The sequence below is a fragment of the Microbulbifer sp. VAAF005 genome, assembly GCF_030012985.1.
In the GTDB taxonomy this organism is placed as follows: Bacteria; Pseudomonadota; Gammaproteobacteria; order Pseudomonadales; family Cellvibrionaceae; genus Microbulbifer.
This window is the reverse complement of sequence record NZ_CP120233.1, coordinates 2,963,747-2,976,372: the sequence shown is the minus strand read 5'-3', so window position 1 is coordinate 2,976,372 and position 12,626 is coordinate 2,963,747. Positions and strand designations below refer to the sequence as shown.

Genomic DNA, 12,626 nt, shown 5'->3' with positions numbered 1-12,626 from the left:
AAGATGAACTATCTGAATACGCTGCTCTTCGCCATCTATCCCTTTGTCGCCCTCACGGTATTTTTGGTGGGTAGCCTGATCCGCTACGACCGCGACCAGTACACTTGGCGCACCGGCTCCAGTCAGTTGTTGGAGCGCAAGCAATTGCGCATCGGCAGTTACCTGTTCCATATCGGGGTGATCGCCATTCTCGCGGGCCACTTTGTCGGCCTACTCACACCCAAAGCGGTTTGGCACTTCCTCGGCATTGAAGCTTCCACCAAGCAGATGATGGCAATGGGGATCGGTGGTTTCTTCGGGGTGATCTGTTTTATCGGTCTCACTATTCTGGTTAAGCGCCGCCTCACCAACAAGCGCGTACGCGCCACCACTTCCAAAATGGACTTGGCCATACTGCTGATGCTCTACGCGCAATTGATCCTCGGCCTGATCAGTATTGTGGTATCTGCCGGCCATATGGACGGTGCTGAAATGCTCAAACTGATGGCTTGGGCTCAGTCCATTGTCACGCTAGATGGTGCCGGTGCAGCTGCTGCAATCAGCGGAGTGAACATCATTTACAAGCTGCATATTTTCCTCGGCATGACCCTGTTCCTGCTGTTCCCCTTCAGCCGCCTGGTACACGTATGGAGTGTTCCAGTGCAGTACTTCCGCCGCAATTACCAGGTAGTTCGCGCCAAAGCCGCGCGTTAATCCCTGTAACTATTAAATGGCCCGCCATGAGCGGGCCCAGTGTGGAGTTGAGTCATGAATACATTACTGGCCACTGATGCTGCCGGCGGCGAATTTGAGATGGCCGAGGTAGTGGCCGTCAACGGAACTGAAATCCCCGCCGACCTGATCTACCAGGAGATGCAGTACCAGCCTGCCGATTCTCCGCGTCAGGCGATCTACTGCGCCGCACGCGCTCTGGTTATCGGCTGGCTGTTACGAGATCGAGCTGCAGGGCAGGGTCTCTGCGCTGCCGATGAAGACTTGCACAGTGAGGCTTTCGATCGCGCAGTCTCAGATCTATTAAAAGGCGAGCTACAAGTGAACCCGGCAACCGACGCCGAGTGCCGCGCTTACTTCGAAGCCCACCCGTATAAGTTCCGCTCCGATCCCCTCGCAGAAGTGCGCCATATCCTGATCCCGGCCGCACCGGATGACTCCGAGGCCTGCGCCAAGGCACGCACCGCAGCCGAGAATATGCTGGAACAGATTCGCGCCGACTCCAATCCGCTACAATCTTTCGCTCGTTTAGCCCAATCCCACTCTGCCTGCTCCTCCTCCGAAGCCGGTGGTAGCCTCGGCCAGGTAGGACGCGGTGACACCGTCGCCTCCTTCGAGCGTGCAGTGTTCGAGCAGGGCACCGGTTTGGTAGCGGAACCCGTGGAGACCCCCTACGGTGTGCACCTGATTTATGTAGAGCAATGCGAACCAGGCCGCCCATTGGAATACGAGTATGTCTCGGAGCGCATCGAGGAATACCTGACCGAAAAACGCCGCCGCCAGATGACCAGCGACTACCTGCAAAAAATGGTGCAGGCCGCGCAAATCTCTGGGCTGGATTTATCGGGGGAGGCCCACTGAGGTGGCAGAAATTCGCCAGCTGTTTGCACGCAATCGCGCCTGGGCGGAGGATAGGACGGCACAGGACCCGGAGTTTTTCCAACGCCTGAGCCGCCTGCAAGTACCCAAGTATTTATGGATCGGCTGCTCCGATTCCCGCGTGCCCGCCAACGAGATTGTGGGCATGGCACCGGGGGAGCTGTTCGTTCACCGCAATATTGCCAACGTGGTGGTACACACAGACTTTAATTGCCTCTCGGTGCTGCAATACGCAGTGGAAGTACTCAAGGTTGAACACGTGGTGGTGTGTGGCCACTATGGTTGCGGCGGAGTCCAGGCCGCCATGGGCCACAGCGAATGTGGCCTGGTGGATAACTGGCTACGCCATATCAAGGATGTTTACGCCCGCCACCGGCAAGAGCTGGAATCTCTCGATAAAGAATCCCGCTCAGCGCGCCTTTGTGAATTAAATGTGATGGCACAGGTACAAAACCTGGCCATGACCAAAATAGTCCAGCATGCCTGGGACCGAGGCCAACGCCTCAGCCTGCACGGCTGGATCTACGATATTCGCGACGGCCTGATTAGAGATCTGGGAATGCGGATGGACGACCGTGGCCAGGTGCCAGAGATTTATCATGTTTATGGTGAGGTGCAGGAGGAGGGGTGAAGTCTAAACTCCTTCCTGGCTATCGACGCTCAACATACATAATGCAGCTTGGCTCCAAATTTCCTCATATTTAACTTCCATCTGTCGCTTTACAGTGCTTTCGTGATTAGTTATTTTTCGACGGGTAAAAAGCAGTACAATTCCGGCACTTTATCTAAAAAAACAATTACATGATTAAGCGTGAAGTAATTATGCCTGTTGAGCTTGTTGAAGAAATTGCTCAAATTGTGCAGAAAGAGGGATATCAGGCTCTAAAAGACGCATTTCCTACTGCGGATAAGAAGCCACCTATATTTTTAAGCCGAGAGGAAGCTGAGGCTCTTATTGATTTGGCTGTGATTGAGAAGAAGAAGGCTAGGCTTATGTATCCTTATTACGATGAAGAACATCCAAATTTCAGTGAAGAACATGAAGAAATGTTCGATGATGTGCAGCTGGGGATATATGAAAAAACAATCTACTATGTGGAAGCAGCCTTTAAAAAAGGTGAATTTGATCACCTAATATAAATTTGGATTAAAAATAGCATCGATGGTTGAATTAAATTCACGATATTATATTTACTTTAAATTCAACCATCGGTGGGATGAATCTACCCGTGGCCCCAAAAAACCGGCCTACTGTAAGTAAAAGCTTTAGATAAATTAACCAACACAAAAAAGAATCTCGCTCAGCGCGCCTTTGTGAATTGAATGTAATGGCACAGGTACAAAACCTAGCCATGACCAAAATAGTCCAGCACGCCTGGGACCGAGGCCAACGCCTCAGCCTGAACGGCTGGATCTACGATATTCGTGACGGTCTGATTCGGGACCTGGGTATGCGGATGGATGATCGCGGCCAGGTGCCGGAGATTTATCATGTTTATGGTGAGATGTAGGAGGTGGGATAACCCTTCTACCTATTTCTTTATCCAACTTTGGACATATCATATAAAAGGCTCTGCCCCCTACTCGGGGCATACGTGATAAAGACTAGGATTACCTTATTGCAATAGAGTAAGCAGGAAAAAATACATTGGAGGCAGTTATACTTTATCTTGTTACCAAGATATCGTAGATAAGAATACTTTCGTATAAATATGGATATAGCTTTGGTAAATTGTTTGCATCTTAAGATTACTAGGAATAATTATTTTTGAGTATTTCGACCAGAAAATTAATTTTGAATAATGAAAGCTGGTCGAAATGGTTTTGCCTTATATCCATGCAGTACTTGTGTTAAAACACCCGCATGGATTTTAGCTATCGTTACTCAGTTGAGCATTTCTCGTATTTTTCTAATAATCACTACCAACGCTTCTCTTTCTGCTTGAGTGACGTTTGGATGCCAAATATCCATTAGTAAACAAATACGTGACTTATTAGAGTTGTTATACGCTTCATGAATATATGAGTAATCAAATAGAAGGCATTCACCTTCAACCCAATTCCTGTGTTCATTTGCAACAATAATACCGCAGTCATCTTCTGGGATATCTATAGCTAAATGAAGATTAATTGAAAAATTCCACAAATCACAATGTGGCTTTATCAAAGCGCCTGGATGTAAAATTGAAAAATGCACTTCAAGTAATGGACAATGCCAATTCCTAAGTTCCCGATTTAATATACCCCATGCAGTTGGTATGACTTCTGCCATCTTGTGAACCGGTTTACCCTCTTTAAAAAGATAGATAGCTTCCCAGTCCGGCTGACAGCCAAGATAGTGATCATATTTTTCAACCACTGACCTCTGTTCATTTAATGCCCTATTTATTTCGAGTTTAATATCTTTTGCTCCATTATTTAGTGCACTAATAAGAGGGTCAAGTTTTGGGAAAGTGCTAGTTTCTAGCCATGGCGCGGTAGAAAGCTCTGGTAATATATATTTTGCATCTGATTGCATCGGATCTCGGTAACTTTGTGTCTCGAACATTTTCTCAACACGATGAAGTGACTGGTTGCCGTATCTATTTCTAATTGCATCTAGGTCATGACTAAAAATATCTAACATCTCAAATCCTACTAATTACTAAATCAAAAAAACTTCAGTGTTTCAGTGCTTGCTAAATGTTTTAAAATGAAAAAATTATAAATATACTTATTCCGATTATATTTATTGGCCTTAACTATCTATAGCATTTGACCTAAATAAAAATTGTTGCGAAATATTTCATGTTGCCCATATTGAAGTACTCCTGCTGGAATTGAATTCAGCGGAAATACTATTTAAATGTTTAACTAGCAGATTGTTAGTATTTAAACATATTTCAAATTTATCCAGATCACTTGTCTGCCCAAGATTACTTACTGCACTAGAAAGTCGTTTATAAACATTTTCAAATTCATTTATCTTTATTCTTAAACGTTCAATTAGTGCAAAATGAAATAAACAAGCTGCATTAATATTGCCCAGTTCGATTAATGCATACCCTAAATCAGGGATAGAATTATATTGTTCAAGAATTGTAGAGGTAATTCGATTGAATAGATTGTTTCGTCCCCAATAAAATAATCTAGTATTGTGAGGCTTAAGAAATTGCCAATCCAAGGTTGACCACCATAAATTTACACTTACCGAGGGAGATTCACTGTGCACTTGATGACAATATCCACTTGGAAGGAATAACATTTCCCCTTCTTTTAAGACAACCTCTGTTGCTTCAACATTTTTCATTGCAGGGAATAGATTATAGTCAGGTGATGTAATATCAGCCTGAAGTAAATGTGGATGGCTACATTCATATTCGTCGTATGGATATAAATTAGGTATATAACGATGGGGAAATAATATTAACCGTTTCGAACCCTTCACTTGAATTAGAAAATTATTTTCTGGATCATAATGAAGCGGCGATACTGTTCCGCCTGGACCAACCCAAAGGTATGCAGAACTTAGAATTTTTTCTGGAATAAGCCTTTGGACTTCAATATCCTGAAATAGATGAGAAAATTCCCCTTTAAAAGATCCCATTTGCATATATGTACGTCCATCATTTGCCTTCTCCCCCGTAATAATTTTGACATATTCATCAAAGCGAATTCGAATAGCTTCTTCATGGGACTTCCCACTTTTTTGATTAACAGAATAAATGCTATTTTTTGCCTGGCAAACGTTAACTTTGGTTCCTGCCATCATCTTTGAAAGGTAATCAAAATCCCAGCAACATAAGTTACTACCTGTAAGTGCATTTGTAATAATTACAGGCTCTTCAGATAGGATAATTGAATGCAAATTATCTTTTAATTCCACGTATGGGATTCTTTTTAGTAATGTTTCAGTTGAAATTTTCATTATTTACCAAAGATAAAATCTATTAATTAAATGCCAAAAAAACATATTTTTAATATATAAATTAATATCCTATTTAAAGTTCTATTCAAGAAAGTGCTCAGCTGAAAGTTGAGCTAGTATGCTATAATGTGTTGCTTCCAAATTTATAATGTTGAGGTTGGGGCAGTATTTTGACCAACCCAAATCACTTTGGACATTATGACTTAACCCATGTTGAGCTGCACGAATTAACGAAATGTCACCTCTATAGGTTTTTGGTTTATACTGAAGCATTGCGATTTCATTATTACAATATGAATTGAATAGTCGCCTACAATCATCAAAGGATATACCTATATTTCGAGTTTTCGTTATATGTTCATGCCATATCTGTAAAGAAGCTGATTTGATAATATCTGTTATGTTATCTTCAAGATCTCCGGCTAGAATATCTTTAAAGAAACTGAAAAGTTTTTCGGTGGAACTATTTTGCACTGGAATTAAATCTGGAACCCAAGAATCAATTAATATCAATTTTTCTATATCAACACCATTTTCATGCAGGATTCTAGCCATTTCCATTGCTACAATCCCCCCATGGACCAGCCAGCTAAAATAATTCTCTGATTGTTTCTAGTGGCTAATAATCTTTCTGCATAGATTTTAGCCATTTCCTCAACTGAGAGTTTTTTATGGACAGGCTGCTTCTGATAAATAGATTCGAAAGCATATAGTGAAATACCTTTAGGGAAAATATCAACCAAAGGTAGATAACACGTAATATGACCACCTACTGGATGAACCATGAAAATTGATCTATTTTCGCCATCTTTCAAGGATATCAGGGGATCAATATCTTTATATGATCCCAATATCAGTAGTCGTGAAAGATCACGAATACTTTGAGCCTCCAATAAATCCTTAATATGGATAGAACAATTCATCTCCTGATTAATCATACTTACAACTTTAATGGCCAGAAGAGAATGCCCGCCTAGAGATAGGAAGCTTTCATCTAACGAAATATTTTTTGTTTCAAGTGCATCTTCAAATATTTTTGCTAGTTGTATTTCTATAGAACTTGCCGGTGGCTCTTCAACCATTTTATCGATAACATAAGGTTTGGCTAGCAACTTCTTAGAATCCAGTTTCCCATTAGCTGATAAAGGCCATGTTGATACAGCTATATATTTACTGGGTATTAGGAAATCTGGAAGTTTTGTAGATAGCAGAGATTTCAAGTTCTTCGCTGTCCACGAATCATTTGCTTGAATACAAGCAACAATGGATGGCCCATTTTTATCTTGCTTAATAAGTACTTTGCTACAGATTACAAATGAAAGTGAATTAATGCATGTTTCTATCTCATCGAGATTAACACGCTGTCCTCTTAGTTTTACTTGATTATCATTGCGTCCAATGAAGATAAGCTCTTCAAATTCATTTCTCCTAACAATATCGCCCGTCCTATAAAATAAATTATTACTTTTCTTTTCAGGAAGTAAATGAAAATAAGTATTCGTTTTAGCATCATCATTTACATATCCGTCCGCAACGCCCAGTCCGGATATATATAATTCGCCGACCTCTCCCAGTGCAACTTCACGAAGTTTGCTATCAAGCACGTAACATACAGTGTTGTTTATCTCAGACCCTATTGGTATTACTGAATTTTCGGCAGGAGCTACTTTTGGAACTTCGTATAAAGTAGATATAATAGTAGCCTCTGTAGGACCATAGGTATTAAAAAGAGAGATTGAATTTTTCATACTAAGAATCCACTTCCGTACAAAATCAGTAAGTGCCTCTTCTCCCCCAATTACGACCGATTTTAATTTCTCCGTATAGTAATCTGGAACTACATTTGAAAAAATATAATCAGACCACTGATTAAAATATGCTGTAGGAAGATCAAGTATAGTAATATCTTGCTTGTAAATTTGCTCATGAAATGATTCAAAAGATTCAACAATATTACTATCACGAAGTACCAAACAAGCTCCAGCAATTAATGATGGAAAAATTTCTTCATAGGCCGCATCAAAATTTATTGATGCAAATTGAAGAATCCTATCACTATTGCGTATATTTAATCGATCTACAAAATATCTCGAGTGATTTACAATCCCCTGATTTAGAATTTTTACACCTTTAGCAGTTCCAGTTGATCCCGACGTAAATAGAATCATAAGTGGATGACGGTTAGAATTTGAAACTCTAAATGACTTTTGGGAGCGATGGTTTACTAGATCTATACTCGTATTTCCCGGGGTGGAAAGAGTCAAAAGTGAAAAATTTCCTAGTGTTTTACATGCAAGGTGATGGTCATTTGTAATAATTAAATCTGGATCAGACGATTTGATAATTATCTTGAGTTGTTCTTCTGGATAGAATGGATCTAAGGGAACAAAACTTGCGCCAACATATAAAACGGCAAGTATTGCAGCTATCTGCTTTGGACTGCGAGATATGTGAATGCCGACTAATGAATCCTGGGTGATGCCTAGAGCAATCAACCGATTAGAAATCACAGCTGTCTGGTAAGAAAGATCAGCATATGACACTTCTTTATCCTTCCAAAGAATAGCAGTGCGATTAGCATTACGTGACATAGAGTCATCAATTAAATCAATTAGTAATGGCGTAATATCTTCATCTTGAACCTTGAGCTGTTGCTGACCAGATAGATTCCCTGGCTGATAACTAGGGAGTTGAATGTCATCCAGATGACAATTTGGATTATCAATAAAATATCGTAGAAGCTCTATATAATGAGCTAGAGTAATTTTGACAGACTCAGACGAGTAGGATGTTGATGAATAGGCAACTGATATATCAATAGTATCGCCTAATTGGATATCAAGAGTTAGAGGAAAAGCAATACCTTCTATGCATTTTTTTCTTTCTATATTCCAAGGTGATTCGCCTCCAGGTTCACCAGAGTTAAAATTATCAATACTGACGATGTGATCAAAGCGATTTGTAGAAATTCTCTGTGTTGCCAAAATATCAGTTGAAGCTAAATAATCATATGAATTACTTTCATTAACCTGCTGACTATATTGTTTAAGGAGATCTTTAAACAAATTATTGTTATTAAGATTAACACGTCTTGGTATAGTGTTTATAAAACACCCTAGCATCTTATCAATATCAGGCACCTGTGATGAGCGGCCAGATACAACTTGAAGGAATAGAATATCTTTTAATTGGTTATATCTAGCTAATAGTAATCCCCAGATAGACATCAAAATTGTACTAACGGTTACGTGTTGTGAAGATGCTATTTCTGTAATGGCATAAACTTCCCTTTTGGAAATCCTAATGTGCTCTTCCAGAATTTCATCTTTTCCTGTATTTATAAGTGGCGTCGACCAAGGCAGTGATGCAATTGATTCATAACCTTCAAGGGCTCTACGCCAATATTCAATTGACGATTCACTATCTTGTTTCGCAACCCAGTCGTGGAAAGTTTGTAATGGCGCTATAGAATTAATGGCAGTATATGAATCAAAATAAGCTGACTTTAACTGATTCCATAGAATATCGCAGCACCATCCATCCATAATAATATGGTGAAAGCTCCAAATAACTCTAACTTTATCGTGAGGAATAAAGCATACATAGATACGGAATGGAGGGACCAAATCAACCTGAAACCCCTTTTTACGATCTTTCTGTAATAAATTAATTATATTTTGATCTGCAGTATCTTTGTCATATAGTCGATAATCATAGGATTCAAATTCAACTTCAATGTTGGAGAGTACAAGCTGGATACCTTTATCCGATCCAACCTTTGTAAAAATACTGCGGAGAGACTCATTCTTTTTTACAATATAGCAAAGGGCTTGATAAAAACGTGATGTATCAAAATCTCCGGAGAGTTCGAATTCGTGCTGGACATGGTACCCACTTAGCCTCCCCTTTTTTTCATCTAGCAACATTGTTCTTAATGTAGGAGACAGACTATACATATTTGTCGTGCCAGGATAATCTGCCATTAACCGGTCAAACTCATCCAGGTTCAAATAAGCAACTTGAAAATCGGATGGACTAAATTGAGTATTTTTAGTTATGACACAGGTTTTTACTAAGCTTTTAATACATTCGTAAAAGATAGCTAGTAGCTCATTAATTGATTCCTCCTCGAATGCTTCAAGCGGGTAGCGTAATTCAATATTTAGGATGGAATTTGAGATATATAAATTAAATTCTAGCTCATCAGGCCTGGGATAATTTCTATCGAACTCCATTCCAAGTGAGAGGTTCCCTTTCCGATCAAGTGGATCTTGCTCTACAAACTCGCCTAAATAATTGAAAACGATCTGAATAGGGCGTTTCATTTCGAGCTTTGATTTAATCTCCGGAGAAGATAAATATCTTAGTGCAGTATATGAAAATCCATTTTTAGGAATTGAACGAATTTGTTCTTTAATTTCACGAATAGTCGTACCGACTTCAGTTGATAATGACGAATTTAGAATCACAGGAAAAAAGGTTGTAAACCAGCCAACGGTTCTCCCAACATCCAGGTTCTTACCGAAATCTTCTCTACCGTGCCCCTCTAGACTAATACCGTACTTACCTTCTCCATTCCATTGAGCCAAAGTTCGGGAGAATGAAGCAAGTAGAAGTTCATTTACCTTCGTATTAAAAGCTTTGTTCGCAGCTCCCTTCAGCTTAGAAGTGGTATCGATATCGACCTTTAAAGTGGCAAGCGAGCTTAGTCCTGCAGTATTCACAAAGTCATTATTGTCGCGCGTAATTGACTGGGTTTCGGTCTGACATATGTTCTCCCAATAACTAACCTCCCTGGCTGCCTCTTTACTATTTACATATTGAGTTAAAGACTCAATCCAAAGTCTAACATCATGACCTTTCTTGGGAAGAGAAGGCTGCTTTCCTGCTTCTAGGCTTTTATATATTGAATGGAAATCATCAATCAAAACTCTCCAACTTACCATATCTATAATTAAATGATGAATAGAAATTAGTAGATGTTTCCCATTGAATAGACAAGCATGCAACAAAGCACCTTTCTCGATATCAAATTGACTTTGTATTTCAGTTGCTTTTTCATAAAGTAAATTTATATTCCCAGAATCAAAGCTCTCTAAGCTAACAGCTTTAGGTTGTCCTATAGATGCAATCCATTCTTTAGATTGATTAAGTTTGAATCTAGTTCTTAAACCATCATGATAAGCGTATAAATAATTAAGAGTTTTCTGCACCAAATCTAAATCAAGTGTGCAATGCCAGTTAATATACCCGCTTTGATTAAAATGATTGTAGCCATCGATAGCATGTTCAAAAAACCATTTCTGAATAGGGTTGAGAGGTAATTCGCCACTTAACGTCTCCTGCAATGGTCTTTTAAAGTTTAGAGTAATTTTTTTTATAGCATCATCTAGACATAGCGATTCCATTAGGTCACTTGTTTTTAAAAAATGGTCGTATTTTGCTAAAATACTACATACTTGAATAGCCTTAATTGAGTCACCACCGAGCTGTGTAAAGCTAAATTCAGCAGGGATTTTATATTTGTCAATTTTGAGTATTGAAGAAATAGCGTCAACAAATAAACTCATTCCTTTATTTTGTGTGGGTAGTAGGAACGCACCAGAGAATTCAGATATACTAGGCGTGGGTAAAGCTGAGGCATCAACTTTACCATTTATGGTTAATGGGAATTTGTCGACACTAATAATATGTTGGGGTAACATATATTGAGGAAGTATTGAACTTATTTCTTCTTTTACTGAGGTGATCTCTTTCTGATTATGCAGTATTATGTGAGCGATTATCTCAGTGTCATCTCCTCTACTTTCGGCAGACACAAACGCATCTTTGATGGTGGAAAATGTTTGAAGTACAGTTTCAATTTCTTTTAACTCAACTCTATGTCCTCTTATTTTAATTTGGTCATCAAGTCTTCCTATAAACTCAAATTGCCCGTCAGTACGATACCTTACTAAGTCTCCGGTTTTGTAATAGCGAGGAAAAGAATTACTTGCCGGAATAAATTTTGAATTAGTTAATTTTTCTTGATTTAAGTAGCCACGTGCAAGGCCGATGCCTGCAATGCATAGCTCTCCTACCTCACCATAATTTACTAGATCTCCGTTCTTATCTAGTACAAATAGTTCCAGATTATCATTAGCGGTACCGATGGGTACAGGGCCATTCATATGTTCACAGGTATTCACTAAAGAAACAGTAGTTCCAATACTTACTTCAGATGGACCATATGCATTGTAGTACTTAACAAATGGTTTCCAGCGATTTACTGTTTTCCAATTTGACGGTGAGCCGGCTGCTATAACTGTCCTAAGTTCAGTTAAAGAGGGCTCAATACAAGACAAAAACTGAGGAGGCAAAGTAGCAATAGTTATTTGATTCTCTTTCAAATATTGCTGAGTAAGTAGTGCATCTTTACGTATTTCATCTGGTAATATATATAAGCAAGCACCATTGAGTAAGGCCATTAGAATCTCAGATATAGATGCATCAAATGATAATGCTGCAAACTGAACGATTCGATCGTCTGGAGTTATTGAAAATATCTTTTTATAGGTTAGAAGAAAATTTGTGATTCCTGCGTGTTCAATTAGAACCCCTTTTGGCTTGCCAGTAGTTCCAGAAGTATATATTACGTATGCAAGAGTATTTTTATAAGTACAATTTTTGAAGTTTATTGCTTCTAGCTGGTTTGGATAGTAAATATCATTAATATTTATCTCATTGATACCTGAAAGATTAAACAAACTATTTTCATGACTATCAATGACGACCAAGGCCGGATTACTATCTTGAAGAATAAATTCTTTCCTTTGCAGTGGTAATGCAGGTTCCAAAGGAAGATATGCTGCACCAATTCGAATAATAGCAAGCAGAGCTATTACTGCGTCGGGGCCTCGAGCACAATGAACGGCCACAATGGATTCTCGACTTACTCCATTATCAATTAACTTTTTAGCGAGTCTACATATGCGATTATTTAACTCATAATAAGAAATTGTATTCTCTTTGAAATAGATCGCAGGCCTATTTTTTACATATGGAAAAATATTATCCCAAAGGCTATTTAGATTAAAATCATCAGTTTTAATATGTGTTTTATTGTTCATTTTGCATTCTCAAAATTATA

General features: G+C 39.3%; 9 protein-coding genes. 5 read left to right on the top strand and 4 right to left on the bottom strand.

The window, feature by feature from the left end:
* Nucleotides 1-3: 3 nt before the first annotated feature.
* The 5 genes from narI (at nt 4) to P0078_RS13175 (ending at nt 3,101) form a co-directional block, all read left to right on the top strand.
* Nucleotides 4-693, top strand: coding sequence for a respiratory nitrate reductase subunit gamma (narI, locus tag P0078_RS13195; protein WP_282930422.1), 690 nt, complete (start codon nt 4-6; stop codon nt 691-693).
* A gap of 54 nt (nt 694-747) precedes the next feature.
* The gene (locus P0078_RS13190; RefSeq protein WP_282930421.1) at nt 748-1,572 is read left to right on the top strand and encodes a peptidylprolyl isomerase; all 825 of its coding nucleotides are present in this window, start codon (nt 748-750) and stop codon (nt 1,570-1,572) included.
* A 1-nt stretch (nt 1,573) separates the two neighbouring features.
* Nucleotides 1,574-2,221: a carbonate dehydratase gene (gene can / locus P0078_RS13185; RefSeq protein ID WP_282930420.1), complete on the top strand. Its 648-nt coding sequence runs from the start codon at nt 1,574-1,576 to the stop codon at nt 2,219-2,221.
* A gap of 170 nt (nt 2,222-2,391) precedes the next feature.
* A complete protein-coding gene (locus tag P0078_RS13180; protein WP_282930419.1) occupies nt 2,392-2,730 on the top strand; it encodes a hypothetical protein in 339 nt (112 codons plus the stop codon).
* A gap of 134 nt (nt 2,731-2,864) precedes the next feature.
* Nucleotides 2,865-3,101 carry a carbonic anhydrase gene (locus P0078_RS13175; RefSeq protein WP_282934608.1) on the top strand — a complete coding sequence of 79 codons (237 nt, stop codon included), beginning with the start codon at nt 2,865-2,867 and terminating at the stop codon, nt 3,099-3,101.
* Nucleotides 3,102-3,475: 374 nt separating this feature from the next.
* Here the strand turns inward: P0078_RS13175 and P0078_RS13170 are convergent, their stop codons facing one another.
* From P0078_RS13170 to P0078_RS13155, 4 genes are all read right to left on the bottom strand, one after another.
* Complete coding sequence (locus P0078_RS13170) at nt 3,476-4,216, bottom strand: aspartyl/asparaginyl beta-hydroxylase domain-containing protein (RefSeq protein WP_282930418.1); 741 nt, start codon at nt 4,214-4,216, stop codon at nt 3,476-3,478.
* A gap of 159 nt (nt 4,217-4,375) precedes the next feature.
* On the bottom strand, nt 4,376-5,455 hold the full coding sequence (locus P0078_RS13165; RefSeq protein WP_282930417.1) for a cupin-like domain-containing protein: 1,080 nt from the start codon (nt 5,453-5,455) through the stop codon (nt 4,376-4,378).
* A 123-nt stretch (nt 5,456-5,578) separates the two neighbouring features.
* On the bottom strand, nt 5,579-6,058 hold the full coding sequence (locus P0078_RS13160) for a thioesterase domain-containing protein (RefSeq protein ID WP_282930416.1): 480 nt from the start codon (nt 6,056-6,058) through the stop codon (nt 5,579-5,581).
* A gap of 2 nt (nt 6,059-6,060) precedes the next feature.
* The gene (locus tag P0078_RS13155) at nt 6,061-12,606 is read right to left on the bottom strand and encodes a non-ribosomal peptide synthetase (protein WP_282930415.1); all 6,546 of its coding nucleotides are present in this window, start codon (nt 12,604-12,606) and stop codon (nt 6,061-6,063) included.
* Between the last annotated feature and the right edge of the window lie 20 nt (nt 12,607-12,626).